We start from the raw sequence: 22,828 nt of genomic DNA, 5'->3' as shown, positions 1-22,828 counted from the left end.
CATTGAATGGGTTGATCACGGATGCGTCAGTATCCCGGCAGCGACTGAATAGATCAATGACATTTTCATTTCCGCGACGCCGAGAGGGGGATGAGTGTTGCGGCGCGGCTGCGGGGCTCGGATTGTTAGCGCTAATCTTGGCGCAGCGCCTTCCGACAAGGCCGATTCGCTGCGGTGGGCGGACTGGCGCGGCGTTCCGGACGCCAGTCCGACAGCGAGCGCCCTAGCTTGCCAGCCCTCTTTTTTTCAGCATGGCCTGAGCCGATGGTTCCCGTCCGCAGAACGCCTGGAAGGCTTGTCGCGGGTCGCGGGCGTTGCCGGCGCTGTAGATGTGGCGGTGCAGCGCGTCGGCGAGCCCGGCGTCGAACAGGTCGCCGCTTTCCTCGAAGCGGGCGAAGGCTTCGGCCTCCAGCACTTCCGCCCATAAGTAGACGTAGTAGCCGGCCGCGTAGCCGCCGTTGAACAGGTGATTGAAGTGGGGCAGCGAATGGGCGAGCCCGGCTTCTGCCGGCAGGCCGTAATGCTGGCATAGCTCGGCTTCGAAGGCGGAGGGATCGTCGACGCCGTCGGCTTCCTGGTGTAGCGCCAGGTCCAGCAAGGCCGATATCGTGTAGCGAACGGTGGCGTAGCCCTGCTGGAAGTTTTGCGCGGCGAGGATGCGGGCGCGCAGTTCCGGCGGCATCGGCTGGCCGGTTTCGGCGTGGCGCGCGTGCTTGTCCAGGATATCGGGCGCCAACGCCCAGTTTTCCATCAGTTGCGACGGCAGCTCGACGAAGTCGCGCAGCACTTGGGTGCCGGATAGGCGCTGGTAGTCGACATCCGATAGCAGGCCGTGCAGCGCGTGGCCGAATTCGTGGAACAGCGTGCGCACGTCGTCGAGGCTCAGCAGCGTCGGCTCGCCCCTGGAAAAATTGGTGTTATTGACCACGATGGGCAGCGAGATGCCGCCGTGGCGGCCCTGTGCGCGGTAGACGCTCATCCAGGCGCCGCCCTTCTTGCCGGGGCGGGCGAAGTTGTCGCTGAGGAACACGCCGATCAGCGAGCCATCGCGAAGCACTTCCCAGCCGCGCACGTCCGGGTGGTAGCGCGGCAGATCGCCGCGTTCGGCGAAGCTCAGGCCGAACAGGCGGCCGGCGGCGTCGAACATCGCGGCGATCATGTTCTCCAGGCTGAAGTAGGGTTTGATTTCGGCATCGTCCAGCGCGTAGCGCTCCAGCCGGACTTTCTCCGCCAGATAGCGCCAGTCCCAGGGCGCGATGTCTTCGGGCAGACCTTCGCGCCTGGCTGTTTCCTGCAACAGCGCCTTTTCCCGCGCGAACTGGCCGAGAGCGGCTTCCCAGGTCGGTTCCAGCAGGCGGTACACGGCCTGGGGCGTGCCGGCCATGCGGTCGCTCAGCGCGTAATCGGCATAGTTGGCGTAGCCGAGCAGGCGGGCCTGGCGCTGGCGCAACTGCAAGATGCCGCTGATCAGCGGACGGTTGTCCCGCGCGGGTGTCGCGCCGCGCGAAGTCCAGGCGCGCCACAGCGTCTCGCGCAGGTCGGCGCGGCTGGAGTGGGTGAGGAAGGCGATGGCGCTGGAGCGCGCCAGCGTGATCGCATGGCCGTCCAGGCCGCGCTCGCGCGCGGCGAGGGCCGATGCGTCGCGCAGCCAGCCGGGCAGGCCGGCGAGATCGGCCTCGTTTTGCAACTGGAGCGCGTATTCCGTTTCGTCGGCCAGCACGTTCTGGCCGAAGGCGGTGGACAGCGACGCCAGCTCGGCGACGCAATCGGCGAATTCGCGCCGCGCCGCGCCCTCCAGCTTGGCTCCGGCCAGCGTGAAGTCCAGATGCCAGCGCTGCAGCAGGCGGCGTTGCTCCTCGCTCAATTCCCAGCCGGGAGCCGCGCGCATCGCCTCGTCCAGCCTGGCGAACAGCCGGGCGTCGAGAAAAACGGCGCTGTAATGGGAGGCCAGCCTGGGCGCCAATTCCCGCTCCGCGGCGCGCAATGCCGGCGTGGTGTGGGAGTTGCACAGATTGTGCAGCGCCAGCGTCACCCGCTTCAGCGGCAGCGCCGCGGCGTCGAGCGCCTCCGCGGTATTGGCGAAGCTGACGGCGCTGGGCTGTGCTGCGATGGCGGCGACAGCTTGCCGATGTTCGGCCATCAGCTGTTCCAGCGCCGGCGCGAAATGCTCGGCGCGGATCAAATCGAACGGCGGCAGTTGGTGCGGGGTGAGCCAGTCCTGCAGCAGCGGGTTGTTCATGATGGTTCCTCTATTGTTGTTGTCGACTGGGTCCGTTCACGGCACCAGGATGGTTTCAGTCCAGGTTTCGGCATGCAGTCGGTACAGACGCCGGTCGTGCAGGCGATCGGCAAGCGATGCCCGGCCGATTTCCAGCAGTTTGGGCTTCAGCAGCAGGCGGGATACGGCGGGCGGCGCGGCCATGTCGTTTTCCAGCTCGGCATCCAGCGCGGCAAGCTCGTCCAGCAATGTCTGCCTTGACGGCAATGGAGCGCTTTGCGGCCGCACGCGTTGGTGGTACAGGTCGGCCACGCGGCTGGCGCGGGGCTTGGCCAACCATTCCTGCCGCACTGCCTTGGTTTGTTCCAGTTCGGCGTCGCCGCGCAGCCGGTATTGGACCATGATGCTTGGCCAGAAGCCGGACAGCTCCCATTTGCCATTCATCCGCCAGTGGCGGATCTTGGGGCTGTCGGCGTTGACCAGCAGTGCGATGCCGTCTTGATCCAGGCTGCGCAGGGTGACGATGCGCGAGGTCGGCTGGCCTTCTTCGTCCACCGTAGCCAGCGTGGCGAAATGGGCGCAAGGGTCGCGTTGCTCGATGGCGGCTTGATGCAACGCACCGAGCCGGTTCAGTGGCGTAGTCATGCGATGTTTGTCGGGGGGAGGCAAAAAAGCCAGCCCTGCGGAAGGGCCGGCCGGGATAAGGCGAGCTTACAACAGCCCGCGGTTCTTCAGCATCGCTTCCGCTTGCGGATCGCGGCCGCGGAAGGCGCGGAAAGCCGCGCGCTGCTCCCGGGCGTCGCCGGCGCTGTAGATATGGCGGTAGAGCTTGTCCGCCAGTTCCGGGTTGAACGGATCGCCTGTCTCCTCGAATGCGGCGAAGGCTTCGGCTTCCAGCACTTCCGCCCACATATAGACGTAGTAGCCGGCGGCGTAGGCGTCGTCGGAGAAGATGTGACCGAAGTGCGGCGGGCGGTGGTTCATGCCGGCCGCAGGCGGGATGCCGAGGCGCTCGCGCTCGGCGGTTTCGAAGGCGGCGATGTCGATGCCCTCTGGGTCGTCCCGCTCATGCAGCGCGAGGTCGATCAGCGTCGACGCCGCGTAGCGCACCGTCTCGAAGCCCTGGTTGAAGTGGCGCGCCGCCTTGATCTTGGCGACCAGTTCGGCCGGGATGGCCGCGCCGGTTTCAGCGTGGCGGGCGTGCTTTTCCAGCACTTCCGGCACCAGTGCCCAGTTCTCCATCAATTGCGACGGCAGCTCGACGTAGTCCCACGGGCAGTTGGGGCTGGCCAGCAACCGGTATTCCACATTGGACAGCAGGCCGTGCAAGCCGTGGCCGAATTCGTGGAACAGCGTGCGCACGTCGTCGAAGCTCAGCAGGGTCTGGCCGTGGCCGGCCTTGGCGAAGTTGTTGTTGTTGACGACGATGGGCAGCGCCTCGCCGCCGTTGCGGGCCTGATAGCGGTAGACGCTCATCCAGGCGCCGCCGCGCTTGCTCTGGCGGGCGTAGTTGTCGCCGAGGAAAAGGCCGATCACCTTGCCGCCGCGGCTGACGTCCCAGGCGCGCACGTCCGGGTGGTAGAGCTTGAGGTCATGGCGTTCGCTGAAACCCAGGCCGAACAGGCGGCCGGCGACGTCGAACATCGCGGCGACCATATTGTCCAGGCCGAAATAGGGCTTGATCTCGGCGTCGTCCAGCGCGTAGCGGGCGATGCGCACCTTCTCCGCCAAGTGGAACCAGTCCCAGGGCTGGATGTCGGCCGGTTCGCCGAGCCTGGCGGCCTCTTCGCGCAGCATCGTCTTTTCCGCTTCGAAGCGGGCCTTGGCCGGCTCCCATACCTGGTCCATCAGCGCATGCACCGCGGCCGGCGTGCCGGCCATGCGGTTGGCGATCGCGTAGTCGGCGAAGCTGGCGTAGCCCAGCAGCTTGGCCTGTTCGACGCGCAAGGCCAGGATTTGCTTGGCCAGCGGGCGGTTGTCGCGCTCGGCGTGCTCGCCGCGGCCGGTCCAGGCGCGCCAGGCGGCTTCGCGCAGGTCGCGGCGGGCGGAGAAGGTGAGGAAGGGCACGATGGACGAGCGCGACAGCGTGATGGCCCAGCCTGGCCGCTTGCGCGCTTCGGCCGCGGCGCGGGCGGCGTCCAGCAGGAAGGGCGGCAGGCCGGCGAGATCCGCCTCGCCCAATTGCAGCGCGTACTCGCTTTCGTCGGCCAGCACGTTCTGGCTGAAGGCGGTGGTCAGCTCGGCCAGGCGGGACACGATTTCAGCGTAACGTCGGCGATCATCGCCCTGCAGCTTGGCGCCGGCGCGGACGAAGTCGCGGTGGATCAGGTCCAGCAGGCGGCCTTGTTCCTCGCTGAGGCCCAGGCTGTCGCGCTGAGCGTGGACCTGGTCCAGCCGGGCGAAAAAGCCTTCGTGCATGTGGACGCGGCTGTGGTGGTCGGCTAGCTTCGGCGCCATGCGGCGTTCCACTTCCTGCAGTTCGGGCGAGGTTTCCGACCCGGTCTGGTTGTCCAGCAGCAGCTGGGCGCGTTCCAGCTTATGGCCGCTGCGGTCGAAGGCGGCTGCGGTGTTGTCGAAACTGGCCGGCGCCGTCAGCGCGGCCAGGGCGTCGATCTGGGACAGGTGCTCGGCGAACAGCGCGTCGAAGGCCGGTTCGAAGTGCTCGGGACGAATTTGCTCGAACGGGGGCAACTGATGAGGGGTGGTCCAGTCTTGCAGCAGGGGATTGGCGTTCATGGCGCTCTTCTCGCTTGGGTTGGCGTTGAGCTCATGACTTTAGCATTGTTTCTGGTCGGAACAAACCAATCCATGCTGCCGGAATGTCACAGGTTCTGCGCGATCCGCCACAGCACGCCGGATGGATCGGTCAGCGTGAAGTCCAGCATGCGCCATGGTTGCTGCTTCAGGTCTCCCATTTCGATCCGGTATGTCTCGGCGATGCCGCGGCGTTTCAGTTCCTCATGCCAGGCGGCGGCGTCTTCGACCAGCAGATGCATCATGCAATTGGCGGCGAATTCGGGATGGTAGTAGTCCTGCAGCAGGAAGCTGCAGTCGCCATGGGCGAAGTAGGCGATGCCGTCGCCGACGAATTTCCTCTCGAAGCCGATGTCCTGATAGAAGTCTTGGGACAGAGCGAAGTCGCGGCTGGGGATGAAGGCTTTCAGTTCGACGGTATTCAGATTCGGCACGGCGATTCTCCTCCAGGATGTGAAAAACCCGCCTAGGTTGCGCCGGGCGGGTCATCAGACTACGGAAATGGCGGCCTCACGCCAGCTTCGGTTCGCCTTCCAGCATCACCACGTCCGGCAGACCGGAGCGGAACACCGCCTGCCGCAGCGTTTCTATCGCCTTCTTGCGGAAGAACTGCTTGCGGGTCACCAGCAGCACGCGGCGCTGCGGAGCGGGCGCGTCGAAGGGGACGATGGACAGCAGCGACTCGTCGCCGGCGCCGACCGAGGTGGCCGGCATCACGGTGACGCCCATGCCGCTGGCCACCATGTGGCGTATGGTGTTCAGCGAGCTGCCTTGCAGCGCGCTGGCCAGATTGTTGCCATGGTTCTGCCGGCTGGACAGCTCGCTGCAGGTTTGCAGAACCTGGTCGCGGAAGCAGTTGCCCTGGGTCAGCAGCAACACGCTTTCCTCGGCCAGCTGACAGGGGTCGATGACCTGCTGCTTTTCCCAGGGATGGCCTTTGGGCGTGGCGACGACGAAGGGCTCGTCGTACAGCGGCCAGGCTTCGATGCCGGTTTCCTCGAAAGGATCGGCGACGATGATGGCGTCGACCTCGCCACGCTTGAGCATTTCCGCCAGCCGGGAGGTGTAGTTCTCCTCCAGGATCAGCGGCATGTCGGGCGCCAGGATGCGCAGCGCCGGAATCAGCTTGGGCAGCAAATAGGGGCTGATCGTGAAGATCACCCCCAGCTTCAGCGGCCCGGCCAGCTCGTTCTGGTGTTCGCCGGCCAGGCGCTTGACCGCCTCGGCCTCTTCCAGCACGCGCTGGGACTGCTCGATGATGCGTTCGCCTATTTCGGTGACGGCCACTTCCTGGCCGCCGCGTTCAAACAGGGTGATGCCCAGCTCGTCTTCCAGCTTCTTGATGGCGATCGACAGCGTCGGCTGGCTGACGAAGCAGCTCTGGGCCGCGCGGCCGAAGTGGCGCTCGCGCGCCACCGCCACGATATAGCGCAGTTCGGTCAGCGTCATGGCTTAGCGTTGGTGTTCCGGCAGCACGATGTTGACCTCCAGGACTTCGTAGTCGTCCTGGCGCTCGACCTGCACCTTGATGTCTTCCAGGTTGACGGACACGTACTTGGAGATCACTTCCATCAGCTCGCGCTGCAGCGCGGGCAGGTAGTCGGGCGCGTGGCGGCCGTTGCGCTCGTGCGCGAGGATGATCTGCAGGCGTTCGCGGGCGATGGCGGCGGATTTTTGGCGCTTGCCGAAAATCATATCGATCAATGACATGGCTTAACCTCCGAACAGGCGCTTGAAGATGCCCACTTTGGGGGCTTCCAGGAAGCGCATCGGGCGTTCTTCGCCCAAGAAGCGCGAGATCACGTCGCCGTAAGCGTCGGCCACGTCGCTGCCCTTCAGGTGGATGGCCGGGGTGCCGGAGTTGGACGCTTGCAGCACGCTTTGCGACTCGGGAATGACGCCGATCAGCGGCACGCGCAGGATTTCCTTCACATCGTCGACCGACAGCATTTCGCCCTTGTCGACGCGGCCCGGCGAGTAGCGGGTGATCAGCAGGTGCTCCTTGACCGGCTCGCGGCCTTCCTCGGCGCGTTTGGACTTGGACGACAAAATGCCCAGGATGCGGTCGGAGTCGCGCACCGACGACACTTCAGGGTTGGTGACGATCAGCGCTTCGTCGGCGAAGTAGAGCGACATCAGCGCGCCCTTCTCGATGCCGGCCGGGGAGTCGCAGACGATGTAGTCGAAGCCGGCTTCTTCCAGCTCCTTCAGCACTTTTTCCACGCCCTCCAGCGTCAGCGCGTCCTTGTCGCGGGTTTGCGAGGCCGGGAGGATGTAGAGGTTGTCGCAGTGCTTGTCCTTGATCAGGGTCTGGTTCAGGCTGGACTCGCCGTTGACCACGTTGATCAGGTCGTACACCACGCGGCGTTCGCAACCCATGATCAGATCCAGGTTGCGCAGGCCGACGTCGAAGTCGATCACGGCAGTCTTGTGGCCGCGCAGTGCCAGGCCGGAAGCGAAGCTCGCGCTGGTGGTGGTTTTGCCTACTCCACCCTTGCCGGATGTCACAACGATGATTTTTGCCACGGGGCTTTCCTTTGAAAGTGTTACTCGCCGAGCGCGGTCATCACCAGCCGCTCGTTCTCAAGATAGATTTGGGTCGGCTTGCCCAGAATGCTGTCCGGCAAGGCCTGTTCGATCGTGCGGTACACGCCGGCGATGGACACCAGTTCGGCCTCCATGCTGCGGGCGAAGATGCGGGCGGCGTGATTGCCGCGCGCGCCTGCCAGGGCGCGGCCGCGCAAAGGAGCATAAACGTGGATGTTGCCGTCGGCGATGACTTCGGCGCCGGCGCTGACCATCGCCAGCACCACCAGATCTCCGCCCTTGGCGTAGATCTGCTGGCCGGCGCGGACCGGACGGTCGACGATCATGGTCGCGGCGGCGGGCGACGCAACTGTTTCGACGGCCGGCTTGGCCGCCGGTTCCGCGGCGGCCTGCGCCGAGCGCGGCTGGGCGGCGCTGTTGGCGAAGGCGAGGCCGAAACGGCTGGCCATGGCGGCCAGCGCGTTGTCCGGGTGGCGCAGCGCCACCGCGCGGATGCCGCGGCGACTGAGCAGGGGCAGCAGGCGGCCCAAGTCCAGCTCAGCCGGGTTGGGCAGCGCCTCCACGTCGAGGACGAAGGCCTCGGCGGGGGCATCGCTGGTGTCGCCGAAACGCGCGTCCAGCGCCTGGCTCAGTTCGTCCAGGTTGTCGGTGCGCAGCAAGAGCGCCAGCAAGTCCAGGCTGGCGGATTTAATGTCGAAGGCGTTGGCCACGGGGCTCATTGGGCTAGCTTTAATTTTGGTAGATAGATTTCTTCTATGGCGCGAGTGTACTGGCTTGGGCGCGGCCTTTCAATGGCGGCGATCCGCCGGGGAGCCATGTCGTGGCGGCGCTCAGACATTGCCGGGCCGGCGCCGAGGCCGGAATGCGATCAGGGCTGTTGCAGCGCGAAAATTTCTAGCCGGAATCTTGCCTCGGCGGACAGGTGTGGCCTTGTCATGATTATGGAATAATCGCGTGATAAAACCGTGGCGAAATAGCCATTTAGTGTATTGTGCGTTGCGTCAAATTCTTGACTGGGCGAGTCGTCCGGCGTTAAAGTGGAATTGTTGCAATGCAGCATTCGCGGAACAGCGGTGTTGTCGCTGCCGTACCGAGTCGTTGTCTACCCGACATACTAGGAGCCGATCACATGTTTACCACAACCCAGGAACTCTCCGCCCTCGGCCAGTCGCAGTTCGACAAGGCCGTTCGTCTGTCCTCCATTGTCCTGGCAGGCGCCGAGCGCTTCGCCAGCCTGCAGCTGGACTTGTCCCGCAAGCTGCTGAACGACAATGCCGAGACCTTCAAGGCGCTGAGCGAAGTGAAGGACGCCAAGACGCTGGGCGAATTGCAGACCAGCCTGGCGCAGCCGGCGCTGGACCAGGCTTTCTCGGCCGCCCGCAACGTCTACGACGCCGCGCTGACCACCCAGAACGAGCTGAGCAGCTTCGTCGAAGAGCAGATCGCCGAAAACAGCAAGGCGCTGCAATCCGGCCTGGATCGCCTGTCCAAGAACGCGCCCGCCGGCTCGGACGTCGCCGTCGCCGCGCTGAAGACGCTGCTGAACACCTCCACCGCCGCGTTTGAAAGCGTGTCCAAGACCGCGAAGAAAGTGGGCGCTGAAATCGCCGAAGCCGGCGTGGAAGCCGCCACCAATTCCGCGAAGGCCGCCAGCGCCGCCGTTTCCCGCAGCAAGAAGACCACCACTAGCGCCGCCTGATCCCGCGTTCTGGTCAAGTCCCTCCCGCCGACGGCATGCCGCGGCGGGTTTTTCATTTCCGGGCGTCGTCCCGGCTTTGCAGATGGGCGGCCAGCTCGTTTTGCAGCTCGGCCCAGTCGTGCCCATCGGGCAGCGCCAGCAGGATGGTCCTGGCCAGGTTGGCGGCGTAATGGACTGCGGTTTCGGGCAGCGGTTCGGCGTAGGGCGGGAGCAGGCCGACGCGCTCGGCCAGATAGGCTTTCGCCAGTTGACGCAGCTTGTCGGCCAGCGCCCACTGCTTCTGCAGTATCGCTTCCCACTCCAGGGCGCGAGGCTGGTTGTCGGGTTCCGGCATCGCCGCGCGTCCGGCATGCATCAGGCCGTCGAAGGCGCGCTGGCAGAAGCGGGCGCTGTGGATGGGACCGCTGTGCAGCCAACAGCTGGGCTGGGGCGCCAGCGCGTCGAGAGCCAGGCGGGCGGGGGCGGCGGGAGGAGGCGGGTCGCCTACCAGCAGGATGAAGCCGAATTCTGCGCCTGCCGGCGCCCAGCCGCCGGCCAGCTCCACGAAGGAAAGGCCGGCGTCGCGGCAGCGGGCGGCGCGCTCGGCCAGCGCCTGGTCGCCATCGCGGCCTAAGTCCAGCCAGCAATCGGCAAATTCCAGGCCCGCCCAGTCGGCGGGCAGCCGGCTGGGCTGGTCGCCTTCCGGCGCAGCCGCCAGTCCTTGCGCGGCGAGGCGGCGCAAGAACCAGGGAATATGGGGGGCTTGTCCCCCGATGCGGTAGGAAACGACCATCATTCGGATACCACGGACCACCATGAAGCGAGGTTGCATGGGAAGCGTGGCAGATAACGCCGGCCACGGCAAACCATTATCCCGTGGAAGATAAGGGTTGTGCAATGCAGCATGCGCCGGGCGATAAAAAAACCGGCCATGAGGCCGGTTTGTTTCGCGGGGAACGGCTTATTTGCCGAAGCGCTCGATGCCTTCGACCAGTTCGGCTTTGGCGTCTTCCAGCGTGCCCCAGCCCTGGATCTTGACCCATTTGCCCTTTTCCAGATCCTTGTAGTGCTCGAAGAAGTGCACCATCTGCGCGCGCAGCAGCTCCGGCAGGTCTTCCAGCTTCTGGATGGACTTGTACATCGGGCACAGCTTTTCGACCGGAACGGCGACCAGCTTGGCGTCCACGCCGCCGTCGTCTTCCATCTTGATCAGGCCCAGCGCGCGACAGCGCACCACCACGCCCGGCGGCAGCGGGAACGGGGTCACCACCAGCACGTCGACCGGATCGCCGTCGCCGGCCAGGGTTTGCGGCACGAAGCCGTAGTTGGCCGGGTACATCATGGAGGTGCCCATGAAGCGGTCAACCACCAGCGTGTTCCATTCCTTGTCGAATTCGTACTTGATCGGAGCGGCGTTGGCGGAGATTTCGATGACGACGTTGAAGTCGCCCGGCATGTCCTTGCCCGGGCCGATGCTTGCGAGGTTCATTGCGCGCAATCCTTGAGTAATAAACGGGTTTAACCGGCCGATTATATCAGCTGCTGCCGGCGCTGTGCCCGCGAGGTATAATCTGCCGTTTGACGCCATTCACGCGAGGAAGAACGCGCCGATGCTGGACAAGCTGATCACCGAACTGGACAAGGGCCTGCGCACATTGTGCGCGCCGGCGCACAGCGCCCGCGCGCATCCGGACCAGGGCGTCGACGAAGCCGATCTCTCCGCGGCCGAGAAGCGCCACGCGCTGGGGCTGATGCGGGTCAACCACTGCGGCGAGGTATGCGCGCAGGCCTTGTATCAAGGCCAGGCGCTGACCGCGCGCGACCCATCCGCCCGTGAAGCGCTGCGGCAGGCGGCGCAGGAGGAGGTGGAGCATCTGGCCTGGACCGAGCGCCGCATCCGCGAGCTGGGCGGCCGTCCCAGCCTGCTGAACCCGCTGTGGTATACCGGCTCGCTGGCGCTGGGTGTCGCGGCCGGCGTGCTGGGCGACAAGTGGAACCTAGGCTTTCTGCAGGAGACCGAGCGCCAGGTCGGCGCGCATCTGGACAGCCATCTGAGCGCGCTGCCCGAAGACGACGCCAGGAGCCGCGCCATCGTCAGCCAGATGCGCGACGACGAGCTGCAGCATGCCGAGATGGCGCACGAGCTGGGCGCGGCTGAATTGCCCGCGCCCTTGAAGGCGGCGATGAAGCTGTCGGCCAAGGTGATGACCGGCAGCAGCTACCGCATCTGATTCTCCCTGGCTTTCATCCCAAACCCGCGGCCATCCGGCGCGGGTTTTGTTTTGCCGCTTGTTGACCGGAGTCATGGAGTGGGCGCGCCGCCAGGCCGCGCGTCGCAGTCGCTTGACCAAGGTCTAGGGCTTATCTTTCATCCTCGCCTAGCCTGTCGGAAACGTTTCGATTCCAGCAGGAGGCAGCAGATGAAAACCTACCAGGCCGACATCGCGATCGTCGGCGCCGGCGGGGCCGGATTGCGGGCGGCAATCGCCGCGGCGCAGGCCGATCCCGGGCTCAAGATCGCGCTGGTGTCCAAGGTCTACCCGATGCGCAGCCACACGGTGGCGGCGGAGGGCGGCTCGGCGGCGGTGAAGCAGGGCCATGACAGCTTCGATGCCCACTTCCACGACACCGTCGCCGGCGGCGATTGGCTGTGCGAGCAGGATGTGGTGGAGTATTTCGTCCGCCAGTGCCCGCAGGAAATGGTGCAGCTGGAGCATTGGGGCTGTCCGTGGAGCCGCAAGGAAGACGGCAGCGTCAATGTGCGCGCCTTCGGCGGCATGAAGATAGAGCGGACCTGGTTCGCCGCCGACAAGACCGGCTTCCACATGCTGCACACCTTGTTCCAGACCTCCATCCAGTTTCCGAACATCCAGCGCTTCGATGAATACTTTTGCGCCGACCTGATTGTCGATGACGGCCAGGCGCGCGGCGTGCTGGCCATCGAGATCGCCAGCGGCGAAAGCCTGCTGATCGAAGCCGGCGCGGTGGTGATGGCCACCGGCGGCGCCGGGCGGGTGTTCCGTGAGAACACCAACGGCGGCATCGTCACCGGCGACGGCATGGCGCTGGCCTACCGCCACGGCGTGCCGCTCAGGGATATGGAGTTCGTCCAGTACCACCCCACCTGCATGCCGCGCACCGGCCTCTTGTTCACCGAGGCCTGCCGCGGCGAGGGCGGGCTGCTGATCAACAAGGACGGCTACCGTTATCTGCAGGACTACGGCCTGGGGCCGGCGGAGGACAAGCCGCGCAACAAGTTCATGGAACTGGGCCCGCGCGACCGTCTGAGCCAGGCCTTCTGGTACGAGCAGCAAAAGGGCCGCACCGTGGAGGGCCCATGGGGCTCGGCGGTGTATCTGGACCTGCGCCATCTGGGCCATGCCAAGCTGCGCGAGCGCTTGCCGCAGATCTGCGAGCTGGCTGAGGAGTTCCTCGGCATCGATCCGGCGAGGGAGCCGATCCCGGTGCGCCCGGCGGTGCACTACACCATGGGCGGCATCCTGGTGGATGGCCGTTGCGCCGCGCCCATGCCCGGCCTTTACGCGGCCGGCGAGTGCTCCAGCGTCGGCATCCACGGCGCCAACCGGCTGGGTTCCAATTCTTTGGCCGAGTTGTCGGTGTTCGGCAAGGTGGCCGGCGTCGAGGCTGCGCGCTTCGCCCGCGACAGCAAGCCGGCCAAGCGCGAGCGGCTGCTGAAACAGGCCGAAGCAGCGGAGGCTCGCCTGCACGCGCTGCGCGCCAAGGACGGCAAGGAGCGCATCGCCGATTTGCGGCGCGAGATGGCGGAAACGATGGAGGCCGGCTGCGGCATCTACCGGATGGAGGATAGCATGCGCGCCACTTGCGACAAGCTGGCAGAGCTGAAGCAGCGTTTCCACAACGTCAATGTGGAAGACAAGTCCAGCGTGTGGAACAGCGACTGGCTGCTGGCCATCGAGCTGGGCTACCAGCTGGACGTGGCAGAGGCGATGGCGCACTCGGCGCTGCAACGCCGCGAATCGCGCGGCGCCCACCAGCGGCTGGACGGCTATGAGCGACGCGACGACGCCAACTTCCTCAAGCATAGCTTGGCGGTTTATCAACCGGACGCCGCGCCGCGCATCGAATACGGCGCGGTCAGAATCACCACCTCCCAGCCTGGCGTGCGCGCTTACGGCGCGGCGGGCGTGGCCGCAGAGCAAGGAGAGCGGGCATGACGGACCAGACGATCAAGATCGAGGTGCTGCGTTACCGGCCGGAGCAGGACAAGGAGCCATGGCTGCAAGGCTTCGATGTGCCGTACCGCGACGACATGTCGGTGCTGCAGGGCCTGCAATACATCCGCGATTATCTCGACGGCACGCTGGCCTTCCGTTGGTCCTGCCGCCAGGCCATCTGCGGCAGCTGCGGCATGATGGTGGACGGCGTGCCCAAGCTCGCCTGCAAGACCTTTCTGCGCGACTACCCCGGCAAGGTGCGCATCGAACCCTTGAATCACTTCCCGATCGAGCGCGATCTGGTGGTGGTGCTGGACGACTTCATCGAGAAACTCGAAAGCATTACGCCTTATATCGTGCCCAAGGAAGACAAGCCCTTGTCCGAGGGCGAATACAAGCAGACGCCGGCGCAGATGGACTGGTACGCCCAGTTCAGCGGCTGCATCAACTGCCTCTTGTGCTACGCTGCCTGTCCGCAGTACGGCCTGAATCCGGACTTCCTCGGCCCCGGCGCCATCGCGCTGCTGCATCGGTACAACCAGGACAGCCGCGACGGGGCTTGCGGGCAGCGCATGGAGCTGCTGGCCGCGCAGGAGGGCGTGTTCAACTGCACGGCGGTCGGCTACTGCTCGGAAGTCTGTCCCAAGGCGGTGGACCCGGCCAACGCGGTGAACCTGAACAAGACCGCGGTGGCCAAGGATTATTTCCTGCGATTCGCCAGGCCGAAGGGAGCATGCAAATGAGCAAGCGCAAGCCTTATGTCCGGCCCATGGAAGGCTGGTGGAAGAAAAATCCCTACTTCATCGAGTACATGATCCACGAGGGCACGGCGCTGTTCGTCGCCGCCTACGCCTTCGTGCTGCTGTGCGGCCTGTGGCGGCTGAGCCAGGGCGAGGCGGCGTGGAATGGTTTCATGGCGGCGCTGCAGAGCCCGCTGGCGCTGCTGTTCCACCTGATCCTGTTCTTGATGGTCGGCTACCACGGCTACACCTGGTTCATGATCATGCCGCGCACCTTGCCGCCGGTGATCATAGGCGGCAGGCGCGTGTCCGCCGCCGCCATCACCGCCGGCGGCTTCGCCGCCACCTTGCTGGCCAGCCTGGCGCTGCTGGGCATCGTCTGGGGGATCTCGCAATGAAAAACCGGCAATTGAAGCGTTCCCATGCGCCCATTTTCTGGGGGCTGTTCGGCGCCGGCGGCATGCTGGCGGCGCTGTTCGGGCCAATGCTGGTTTTACTCACCGGCTTCGCCGCGCCGCTGGGCTGGCTGCCGGCCAAGGCCGCCAGTTACCAGGGCATGCTGGCGCTGGCGCAGAGTCTGATTGGCAAGGCGGTTTTGTGGGTATTGATCAGCTTGCTGCTGTGGCATGCGGCGCACCGGATCTACCACAGCCTGCACGATGTCGGCGTCCATGGCGGTCCGCTGGCCAAGGCGCTGACCTACGGCGTGGCGGCGGCGGGCACGCTGGCGGCGCTTGGGTTGCTGGCGCAGATTTGATTAGGGCGTTAAGTAGCAATACTTAACCGACGGGGTTGAGGCGGCCTGCCTACCATCCTGTGCTTATAGTGAAGCAAGGTATATGTATTTATCATTTTAAATATACTAGTGCTTCCTATTTCCGGATGGCGGCTCGGTTTTTGCCGGCGGGACCGCGGGCGTGGCACTGGTTGAGAGGAGAGTGCCATGTCCATCAGCGCCATCAGCAGCCCCTTCTCGTCCATTGGCTACGCGCCTGCGGTCAATCCGCTTTCTCCGCCTCAGGCCCAGGGCGGCCCCGATGTCTCCCAGGTTGCCGGCGCGTCTTCAGAAGGCGGCCAGCCTGGCGGCGGCTTTGGCCAAAGCGTCATGCTGGCTTTGCAAATGAGCGGGATCAATGTGTCGGCCTCGAGCGCCGCGGGGGAGTCCGGGCCTGGCGCGGTTGGCGGGGCGTCTGGCGAAACTCTCGCCGGCGCGGCCCAGCAGGCGCTTCATACTTTTGTCCATGCGGTATACCAGGCGGTGCAGGCCGAGAGTTTTTCCAGCGGCGACTCCGGCGGAGGCCTGGGCTCGCCATCCGACGGGTATGGCGCGTTCCAGGACAATCTGCAGAAGCTGCTGCAGGATGTCGGCAACGGCGTGCAGAACGGCGCCACGCAGAACCTGGCTTCGGCTTTCCGCGATCTGCAGCATTCGCTGGGAGGCTCGGCCGCCGCCTCCATGTCGCGGCAGGCCTCCTTGCATGACTTCCTGCAAAATCTGGTCACCCTGCAAAACAATCCGCTGAACTCGTCGGGGGCTCTAGGGTCTCTGGTCAACACCTCAGCCTGAGGCTGAGCGCGGCCATGGGGGACGGTGTTGATCGACCTTGCGCAATGACGATTTTGATGTTTTCCTTGAATTAACAAAGATTTGCACTTTGTTGCTGTGCTTCGCAGTCTGAGTGCCGATATACCGATATCAGCGCAGGCTGGGCGTGGGCCATTAGGTTCTTCCTTGGAAGGAGAGCGTTATGTCAGTTAGTTCTCTCGGCAATAGCTCCATTTCTTTGCAGTACACGCAAGTGGACATACAGGAAAGCTTCTCTTCGGATTCGGGACAGTCGGCGGGCAGCGGCGCCGTTCAGGGAGGCGGCGGCCATCACCACCGGGGAGGCGGCGGCCAGTTCGCGCAGAGCGTGTTGCAGGCCTTGCAACAATCGGGTTTGCTGCAGCAGGCATCGTCAGGCTCTTCCAGCGACGACAGCGGAGCGTCCGACAGCGGAAGCGACGGCGCGGTGGGCGCGGCCGGCAGCAGCCAGCAGGCGATACACACCTTCATGCATTCGCTGTTCCAGGCTTTGCAGCAGGAAGGCGCGTCCGTTTCCGGCGGAGCCTCAACCAGCAGCGACGGCACGGATAGCAGCGGGCAGGATCAGGCGACCGGGGGTTACGGCGGTTTGCAGAACAATCTGCAGCAATTGCTGCAAGACCTCGCCAACGGCACGCAGAACGACGCCACCACGGGCATCCAGTCCGCGTTCCAAAGCTTGCAGCAGGCGCTGGGCCTGACTTCCCAGTCGGGACAGTCGTCGTCTTCGTTGCAAGCCTTTCTGCAGAACCTGGCTAATAATCTGCAGCAGAACCAGCCCGGCGCCAATGCCGGGGTCGGCGCTTTGCTGAGCACTTCCGCCTGACCAGGTTGCCCCGCGCGGGGCGCCGGGTCGGGATGGAAAAAGGCCGGGGGAAACCCCGGCCTTTTTCCTGTCCGCGGCAGCGGCTCAGCGTTTGTTGCGCGAGGGCAGGCTGGTCAGCACGCCCAGGCCGATGATGGCGACGCTGATCAGGCCGGTGGTCACTTCGCCCAGCTCCACGTGCAGCGCGGCGGCGAACATGATGGCCACCAGCGCGGCGATTGCCCAGAACGCCGAAACTTCCAGGTATTTGAACTGGCCCATCACATCGCGCTCCACCAGATAGAGGGTCAGCGAGCGCACGAACATCGCTCCTATCCCCAGGCCGGCGGCGATCAGCCAGAAATCGTTGGTGATGGCGAAGGCGGCGATCACGCCGTCCATCGAGAAGCTGGCGTCCAGCACCTCCAGGTAGACGAAGCCGATCAGGCCGTTTTTGGCCGCGGCGGTCTGGATGTCCACGCCGCCGAACAGCTGCTTGAACATATGCAGCACCATGAACGCCACATAGCCCCAGAAGCAGCTGCTGATGAAAGCCATCCGCTGGCCGGCAGGCAGCAACGCGGCGATGGCGGCCACGACGACGATGGTGACCAGCGACTGCGCGTTCTCCACGCTGCCCAGCTTGGCCAGCAGCGGCTCGATGCCGGGCAGCCAGTGCTCGTCCTTCTCGTGCTTGACGAAATATTCGATCACCACCATCAGCAGGAAGGTGGCGCCGAAGCCCATGATCATCAGGTGGCTGTCGTGCATGATCCGCTGGTAGCGCTCCGGCTGCTTGGTGGCCACCGCGAAGGCCTCGGCCAGCGACACGCCGCCGGCGGTGGCGACGATCAGCAGCGGAAACAGCACGCGCATCCCGAACACGGCCACCACGATGCCGACGGTCATGAAGATCTGCCGCCAGCGCGGGCTCATCGCCTTGAGCACGGTGGCGTTGACCACCGCGTTGTCGAAGGAGACGCTGGTTTCCAGCACCGCCAGCACCGCGGCGGTCAGCAGGAAGGCGCCGGCCTGTTCGACGCCACCGCGCGCGTGGCCGTACCAGGCGACGGCGGCCAGCACGGCGATGCCGAAGAGCAGCGAGCCGCGAAAATAGGAAAAAGTGGAACGCATGGGGTTAACCTGAGCAAGTGCGGCGTCGCCGCTATTTTTTTGAATGTATGAACGGCCGGAAGGGCCGGCCGTTGCGTGGGCATTATATGACGCCGTCAGCGCTTGCGCATCCGCGCGCTGATGGCGGCTGTCACAAGCGCTCAGATATTGCCGGGCTCTTCCACGGAGATGTCGCCATTCAGCGCTTGAACCGTGTAGGACACGTTTTTGCGGATAAACACTTCGATGTAGTTCGGATTGGCGCTCAACGCGGGGCATCGTCCCGCGCCCAGCCGGTTGTCGGGATGGTTCGTCTCGTAGATGGCGAAATCAGCCGCGCCGAGCGGATGGATGCGCCGCACTCGGATGCTGAAGTCACGCAGGGTGCTGCCGGCGAAGTTGAGCTGGCTTTGGCCGGGGACATTGCTGGTTGCCATGATGGTTCTCCTGTCTTGGGAGAAGCCGCGCGCAGTCCAGAATGGGCGCGCCGAAGCGCAGCCGCGGCCATTCCCACTTGCCGGGACGAGCATGGGCCGAACCTGTGAAGGCCGAGTTGATTGAACGCGGCAGATGGCCTGCCCGTTTGAGCCGGCTCAGGCTCCGGCGGCCAATTCCGGAGCGCTGAAAGGGAGGAGGGCGGTCTCGCCTCAGCGCGCGCCGGCCGCGCGGGTCAGGCATTGGCGGTAGCGGCCGTCCACCCGCTTGGCGAACCACTCCGTGGTCAGCTTGCGGCTGATCTTGGGGCTTTTCAGATCGATCTGCGGCATCCGTTCGCGCGGCAGCGCGCGGCCGGCCAGCCTGTCCGCCAGCGCGAACACCTGCCGGTAGAGCGGGGTCTGGCCGAAGGCGGCGTTCTTTTCCAGCTGCAGGTCGCGCTGGATGGCGGCGGCGCCCATGCCCAGCCGGCCGGACAGCGACAGCGCCGCCTGCTGGCTGCCGGAGGCGGCCTTGCCCTGGTAGTTCAACAGGTCTCCGTCCAGCGCCAGTTTGCGGCCGGAAAGCTGGGACAGCGCGGCCTGGAAGGCGGCGTTGCGGCTGCTGTAGCGGCCGGCGTTGAAGTCGGCGAAGCGGTAAAGCATGTCCTGATACGGGGCCGGATACTGCAGCAGGATGGCCGCGCCGAAATAGACGCCGCCGCGGCGGCTGAATACCTCGTGGCGTATGCTGCCCTGCACCGGATAGGGGTAGGGCCAGACTCTGGCGTGGCCTTCGGCGAACTCCACGCTGACCTGCATCGGCCCACCGGTGCGTATCGGATTTTTCATGTCCAGCGGCAGGCCCAGCTTCTGCGCTTCGCGCGACATGTCCTCGTACAGCAGGTTCATCTCGCGCTCGGTGCGCAGATTGTCTATCCGCGTCTTGTAGCTCTGGCCATTGGGCGAGGTTTTCAGCAGCGCGCCCTTCACCACGGTCAGCGGCACCAGGTAGCGGTGGGCGCGTTCTTCTATCTTGCCCCAGACGATCTTGGGCAGGCCCGGCACCACCGGGTCGGCTTGCCAGCTGGATTCCTGCTCGATCACCGCGGCCAGCGCGCAGGCGTTGTCGGCTGTGGCCGGGATCTGCAAATGGCGGAAGGCGGCGTCGATGTCGGCGATCCAGCCCTGGCGGTCGCGCGCGCTGCCGGGCACGGCGGCGGCGATGAAGGCGCGTGAGGCCGGCTGCGGCTTGGGCTGACTGGCAGGCGGCGTTGCGGGAGCGGCGGGCTGCGGCTCGACGATAGCGGGCTGCTGGGGGAGCGGTTCCGCCGGCGGCGGCGCGGCTTCAGGCAGGAGCGCCGGCGCGGAAGACGGAAGGGGGCGCGTGCCGGCGCAAGCGGCCAGCAGCGCGCACAACAGGATCAGGCTGATTGTTCTCATTGTATTTGGAGCGAGGGTGCGACAGCGGCGAGCTTAGGCCAAGCCGCCGCCGCGGGCAAGCGAAGCCTGGCGGCCATTCGCGCTCGGCCCGCGCGGGCGGTCAGCGCGGCGGCAAGTAGGCGGCGGGGTCCACCACCCGGGTGCCCAGCCGCAGCTCGAAGTGCAGCATCACCCGGTTGGCGCCGGAATCGCCCATGGTGGCGATCTGTTGGCCGGCGCTTACTTGCTGGCCTTCCTGCACCAATAGTTTCTGGTTGTGGGCGTAGACGGTCAGCGTGCTTTCATTGTGCTTGACGATCAGCAGATTGCCGTAGGCGCGTATGCCCTTGCTGGCGTATATCACTTTGCCGGCGGCGGCGGCGCGCACCGGATCGCCGGCCTTGCCGGCCAGATCCAGCCCCTTGTTGCGGTTGCCGTCGAAGCCGGATATCAGCGCGCCGTCGGCCGGCCATTGCAGCTTGATGTCCAGCTTCGCCGGCGGCGGAGCCGGCCTGGTTTCGGCCGGCTTCGACGCAGCAGGCTTTGACGCGGCAGGCTTGCCGGCGCCGGATGGCGCGGGCTTGGCCGCGCTTCCTGGGGGCTGAATCCGCAGCAATTGTCCGGCCTGGATGCTGGAGCGGTCGGCCAGCTGGTTCCAGCGGGCCAGGTTGGCGACGCTCTGCTTGTTCTGGCGGGCGATACGGTACAGCGTGTCGCCCGGCTGCACGCGGTAATAGCCGGCGGGCGCCGGAGAATTGGGCGTGGACGGGGTGGCGCAGGCAGCCAGCAATAAGCTGCTACAAAGAATAAGGGTACGCAGGGACATGGTTTGGGATTCTATCACCGTCCGCCGTCCGGACTGCTGTCCGGGCGAGAGGACGAACGGGGCTCCGCGATGAGGAAATGGTTTTGGCTTGGCTTGTGCTGCTTAGGTTCCCTTTGCCGGGCGGAACCCTTGATCAACTTGTATACCGTCGATTACCCGCCTTTTGTGATCCGCGAAGGCGCCGACCATACCCCTCATGGCATCGCCGTCGAGCTGCTGGCGCAGGCGCTGGCGCGTAGCGGGGCGCGCGCGCAGTACGTCGATCTGCCCTGGAAGCGGGCGCAGATGCAGGTCCAGGCGGAGGGGAATGGCTGCCTGCTGCCGCTGACCCGTTCGCCCAAGCGCGAGGATACCTACCGTTGGGTGGGGCTGATAGACGAGAGCAGCCAGTCGTTGTTCGTGGCGGCCGGCAGCAAGCTGCAGCTTCGCGGCGTGGCGGATCTGAAGGGCTTGCGCGTGGTGACGCTGCTGGGCTCGTCGATGGCGGAGTGGCTGCGGCTGCATCAGGTGGCGTTTTCCGAGCTGCCGACCACCGAGGACGCCTACCGCGAGTTGAGCAGCGGCGTGGCCGAGGTTTGGGCGGTGCACAGCCTGGTGGCGCGTTACATGGTGAAGAAGCAGGGAAGCGGCGCGGTGCCGATACGCGAGGCGCTGAAGCTGCAGAGCACCGGCATCTATCTGGCTTGCAGCCGGCGTTTGCCGGACGACGTGGCGCAAAAGCTGGGCGCCGCGCTCAAGCAGCTGCATGAGGATGGCACCAGCGCCCGCATCGTGGCGCGCTACCTGGATTGAGGGCGGCAAAAAGCCCCCGCGGGCGGGGGCTTGGAGACGCGACGCGGATCAGCGGGTGATCGGCTTGTAGCGGATGCGCTTGGGCTTGGCGCCTTCCTCGCCCAGTCGCTTCTTCTTGTCGGCTTCGTATTCCTGGTAGTTGCCGTCGAAGAAGGTCCATTGCGATTCGCCTTCCGCCGCCAGGATATGGGTGGCGATGCGGTCCAGGAACCAGCGGTCGTGGGAGATCACGAACACGGTGCCGGCGTATTCCAAGAGCGCGTCTTCCAGCGCGCGCAGCGTTTCCACGTCGAGGTCGTTGGACGGTTCGTCAAGCAGCAGCACGTTGCCGCCCTTGAGCAAGGTCTTGGCCAGGTGCAGGCGGCCGCGTTCGCCGCCGGACAGCATGCCCACCTTCTTCTGCTGGTCGGCGCCCTTGAAGTTGAAGCGGCCCAGGTACGCGCGGCTGGACATCTCGAAGCGGCCGACGGTGAGGATGTCGGCGCCGGCGGCCACGTCCTCGAACACGGTCTTGTCGCCATCCAGGCCTTCGCGGCTCTGTTCGACGAAGGCCATCTGCACGGTCTGGCCGATCTTCACGTCGCCGCTGTCCGGCTGTTCCTTGCCGGCGATCATCTTGAACAGCGTCGACTTGCCGGCGCCGTTGGGACCGATGATGCCGACGATGGCGCCCGGCGGGGCCTTGAAGCTCAGATTGTCGATCAGCAGGCGGTCGCCGAAGCCCTTGGACACGCCGTCGAACTCGATCACCTCATTGCCCAGGCGCTCGGCCACCGGGATGAAGATTTCCTGGGTCTCGTTGCGCTTCTGGGTTTCAAAGCTGGACAGCTCCTCGAAGCGGGCGATGCGCGCCTTGGACTTGGCCTGGCGGCCCTTGGGGTTCTGGCGCACCCATTCCAGCTCCTGCTTCATCGCCTTCATGCGGGCGCCTTCGCTCTTGGCTTCCTGCGCCAGGCGCTCTTCCTTCTGCTCCAGCCAGGACGAGTAGTTGCCCTTCCACGGGATGCCTTCGCCGCGGTCCAGCTCCAGAATCCATTCGGCGGCGTTGTCGAGGAAGTAGCGGTCGTGGGTGACGGCCACCACGGTGCCGGGGAAGCGCACCAGGAACTGCTCCAGCCATTCGACCGATTCGGCGTCCAGGTGGTTGGTCGGCTCGTCCAGCAGCAGCATGTCCGGCTTGGACAGCAGCAGTTTGCACAGCGCCACGCGGCGCTTCTCGCCGCCGGACAGCGGGCCGATCTTGGCGTCCCACGGTGGCAGGCGCAGCGCGTCGGCGGCCAGTTCCAGCTGCAGCGCCACATTGTCGCCGGCGCCGGCGGAGATGATGGCTTCCAGCTTGGCCTGCTCTTCGGCCAGCGCGTCGAAGTCGGCGTCCGGCTCGGCGTAGGCGGCGTAGACTTCCTCCAGGCGTTTTTGCGCGCCCATCACGTCGCCCATGCCGCTTTCCACTTCCTCGCGCACGGTCTTGTCATTGTCCAGCTTCGGCTCCTGTTCCAGGTAGCCGATCTTGACGCCGGCCAGGTGCTGCACCTCGCCGTCGTATTCCTTGTCCACGTTGGCCATGATGCGCAGCACGGTGGATTTGCCCGCGCCGTTCAGGCCCAAGAGGCCGATCTTGGCGCCGGGGAAGAAGCTGAGGGAGATATCCTTGATGATTTGCCGCTTGGGCGGGACGATCTTGCTCACGCGGAGCATCGACATCACGTATTGGGCCATGAGTGCGTTCACATTGGTTGGAT

At 65.4% G+C, this 22,828-nt stretch carries 24 protein-coding genes; 9 read left to right on the top strand and 15 right to left on the bottom strand.

The annotated features are described in order from the left end of the window. Positions 1-223 precede the first annotated feature (223 nt). The 8 genes from ACX17K_RS13000 to minC form a co-directional block, all read right to left on the bottom strand. Positions 224-2,239 (bottom strand): M3 family metallopeptidase, encoded by a 2,016-nt coding sequence (locus tag ACX17K_RS13000; RefSeq protein ID WP_493775120.1) that lies wholly within the window; start codon positions 2,237-2,239, stop codon positions 224-226. Between the two features lie 36 nt (positions 2,240-2,275). After that, positions 2,276-2,863, bottom strand: coding sequence for a pyridoxamine 5'-phosphate oxidase family protein (locus ACX17K_RS12995; protein ID WP_493775119.1), 588 nt, complete (start codon positions 2,861-2,863; stop codon positions 2,276-2,278). A gap of 66 nt (positions 2,864-2,929) precedes the next feature. Further along, entirely contained in the window at positions 2,930-4,954 is a 2,025-nt protein-coding gene (locus ACX17K_RS12990) for a M3 family metallopeptidase (RefSeq protein WP_493775118.1), read from the bottom strand. An 86-nt stretch (positions 4,955-5,040) separates the two neighbouring features. After that, entirely contained in the window at positions 5,041-5,406 is a 366-nt protein-coding gene (locus ACX17K_RS12985) for a VOC family protein (RefSeq protein WP_493775117.1), read from the bottom strand. 76 nt (positions 5,407-5,482) lie between these two features. Then, entirely contained in the window at positions 5,483-6,421 is a 939-nt protein-coding gene (locus ACX17K_RS12980; protein WP_021478630.1) for a LysR substrate-binding domain-containing protein, read from the bottom strand. A gap of 3 nt (positions 6,422-6,424) precedes the next feature. After that, a complete protein-coding gene (gene minE / locus ACX17K_RS12975; protein ID WP_011136924.1) occupies positions 6,425-6,682 on the bottom strand; it encodes a cell division topological specificity factor MinE in 258 nt (85 codons plus the stop codon). A gap of 3 nt (positions 6,683-6,685) precedes the next feature. Then, positions 6,686-7,498 carry a septum site-determining protein MinD gene (minD, locus tag ACX17K_RS12970; protein ID WP_231152134.1) on the bottom strand — a complete coding sequence of 271 codons (813 nt, stop codon included), beginning with the start codon at positions 7,496-7,498 and terminating at the stop codon, positions 6,686-6,688. 20 nt (positions 7,499-7,518) lie between these two features. Further along, positions 7,519-8,238 carry a septum site-determining protein MinC gene (minC, locus tag ACX17K_RS12965; RefSeq protein WP_046155668.1) on the bottom strand — a complete coding sequence of 240 codons (720 nt, stop codon included), beginning with the start codon at positions 8,236-8,238 and terminating at the stop codon, positions 7,519-7,521. A gap of 410 nt (positions 8,239-8,648) precedes the next feature. On the opposite strand from minC, the gene ACX17K_RS12960 reads away from it, so the two are divergent. Further along, positions 8,649-9,218, top strand: coding sequence for a phasin family protein (locus ACX17K_RS12960; RefSeq protein ID WP_021478633.1), 570 nt, complete (start codon positions 8,649-8,651; stop codon positions 9,216-9,218). A 52-nt stretch (positions 9,219-9,270) separates the two neighbouring features. Here ACX17K_RS12960 and ACX17K_RS12955 read toward each other — a convergent pair whose 3' ends face one another. Further along, positions 9,271-9,993 carry a hypothetical protein gene (locus tag ACX17K_RS12955; protein ID WP_493775116.1) on the bottom strand — a complete coding sequence of 241 codons (723 nt, stop codon included), beginning with the start codon at positions 9,991-9,993 and terminating at the stop codon, positions 9,271-9,273. 165 nt (positions 9,994-10,158) lie between these two features. Continuing rightward, the gene (gene ppa, locus ACX17K_RS12950) at positions 10,159-10,686 is read right to left on the bottom strand and encodes an inorganic diphosphatase (protein ID WP_114059815.1); all 528 of its coding nucleotides are present in this window, start codon (positions 10,684-10,686) and stop codon (positions 10,159-10,161) included. 121 nt (positions 10,687-10,807) lie between these two features. Between ppa and coq7 the strand changes: the two genes are divergently transcribed. The 7 genes from coq7 to ACX17K_RS12915 all read left to right on the top strand — a co-directional run bounded on the left by coq7 (position 10,808) and on the right by ACX17K_RS12915 (position 16,544). Further along, positions 10,808-11,428, top strand: coding sequence for a 2-polyprenyl-3-methyl-6-methoxy-1,4-benzoquinone monooxygenase (coq7, locus tag ACX17K_RS12945; RefSeq protein WP_493775115.1), 621 nt, complete (start codon positions 10,808-10,810; stop codon positions 11,426-11,428). Between the two features lie 189 nt (positions 11,429-11,617). Further along, positions 11,618-13,393 carry a fumarate reductase (quinol) flavoprotein subunit gene (frdA, locus tag ACX17K_RS12940; protein ID WP_493775114.1) on the top strand — a complete coding sequence of 592 codons (1,776 nt, stop codon included), beginning with the start codon at positions 11,618-11,620 and terminating at the stop codon, positions 13,391-13,393. Beyond that, on the top strand, positions 13,390-14,136 hold the full coding sequence (locus ACX17K_RS12935; protein ID WP_493775113.1) for a succinate dehydrogenase/fumarate reductase iron-sulfur subunit: 747 nt from the start codon (positions 13,390-13,392) through the stop codon (positions 14,134-14,136). The genes frdA and ACX17K_RS12935 overlap by 4 nt, the downstream gene beginning before the upstream one ends. Continuing rightward, positions 14,133-14,531 (top strand): fumarate reductase subunit C, encoded by a 399-nt coding sequence (locus ACX17K_RS12930; RefSeq protein WP_493775112.1) that lies wholly within the window; start codon positions 14,133-14,135, stop codon positions 14,529-14,531. Before ACX17K_RS12935 ends, ACX17K_RS12930 begins: the two co-directional genes overlap by 4 nt. Then, positions 14,528-14,890, top strand: a complete 363-nt coding sequence (gene frdD / locus ACX17K_RS12925) for a fumarate reductase subunit FrdD (protein WP_493775111.1) — start codon at positions 14,528-14,530, stop codon at positions 14,888-14,890. Before ACX17K_RS12930 ends, frdD begins: the two co-directional genes overlap by 4 nt. A gap of 186 nt (positions 14,891-15,076) precedes the next feature. Next, the gene (locus ACX17K_RS12920; RefSeq protein WP_493775110.1) at positions 15,077-15,700 is read left to right on the top strand and encodes a hypothetical protein; all 624 of its coding nucleotides are present in this window, start codon (positions 15,077-15,079) and stop codon (positions 15,698-15,700) included. Between the two features lie 181 nt (positions 15,701-15,881). Continuing rightward, the gene (locus ACX17K_RS12915) at positions 15,882-16,544 is read left to right on the top strand and encodes a hypothetical protein (protein WP_493775109.1); all 663 of its coding nucleotides are present in this window, start codon (positions 15,882-15,884) and stop codon (positions 16,542-16,544) included. Between the two features lie 84 nt (positions 16,545-16,628). Here the strand turns inward: ACX17K_RS12915 and ACX17K_RS12910 are convergent, their stop codons facing one another. The 4 genes from ACX17K_RS12910 to ACX17K_RS12895 all read right to left on the bottom strand — a co-directional run bounded on the left by ACX17K_RS12910 (position 16,629) and on the right by ACX17K_RS12895 (position 20,297). Further along, on the bottom strand, positions 16,629-17,657 hold the full coding sequence (locus ACX17K_RS12910; protein ID WP_493775108.1) for a DUF475 domain-containing protein: 1,029 nt from the start codon (positions 17,655-17,657) through the stop codon (positions 16,629-16,631). Positions 17,658-17,797: 140 nt separating this feature from the next. Next, positions 17,798-18,073 carry a hypothetical protein gene (locus ACX17K_RS12905; RefSeq protein ID WP_493775107.1) on the bottom strand — a complete coding sequence of 92 codons (276 nt, stop codon included), beginning with the start codon at positions 18,071-18,073 and terminating at the stop codon, positions 17,798-17,800. 210 nt (positions 18,074-18,283) lie between these two features. Next, positions 18,284-19,492, bottom strand: coding sequence for a DUF1615 domain-containing protein (locus tag ACX17K_RS12900; RefSeq protein ID WP_493775106.1), 1,209 nt, complete (start codon positions 19,490-19,492; stop codon positions 18,284-18,286). Positions 19,493-19,592: 100 nt separating this feature from the next. After that, entirely contained in the window at positions 19,593-20,297 is a 705-nt protein-coding gene (locus ACX17K_RS12895) for a LysM peptidoglycan-binding domain-containing M23 family metallopeptidase (RefSeq protein WP_493775105.1), read from the bottom strand. A 129-nt stretch (positions 20,298-20,426) separates the two neighbouring features. On the opposite strand from ACX17K_RS12895, the gene ACX17K_RS12890 reads away from it, so the two are divergent. After that, complete coding sequence (locus ACX17K_RS12890; RefSeq protein WP_493775104.1) at positions 20,427-21,089, top strand: substrate-binding periplasmic protein; 663 nt, start codon at positions 20,427-20,429, stop codon at positions 21,087-21,089. A gap of 48 nt (positions 21,090-21,137) precedes the next feature. Here ACX17K_RS12890 and ettA read toward each other — a convergent pair whose 3' ends face one another. Continuing rightward, complete coding sequence (ettA, locus tag ACX17K_RS12885) at positions 21,138-22,805, bottom strand: energy-dependent translational throttle protein EttA (protein ID WP_493775229.1); 1,668 nt, start codon at positions 22,803-22,805, stop codon at positions 21,138-21,140. Positions 22,806-22,828 lie beyond the last annotated feature (23 nt).

Source organism: Chromobacterium sp. INPA-IVC (genome assembly GCF_059047085.1).
The sequence above is the reverse complement of the archived record's forward strand: the minus strand, read 5'-3'. Positions and strand labels throughout refer to the sequence as shown.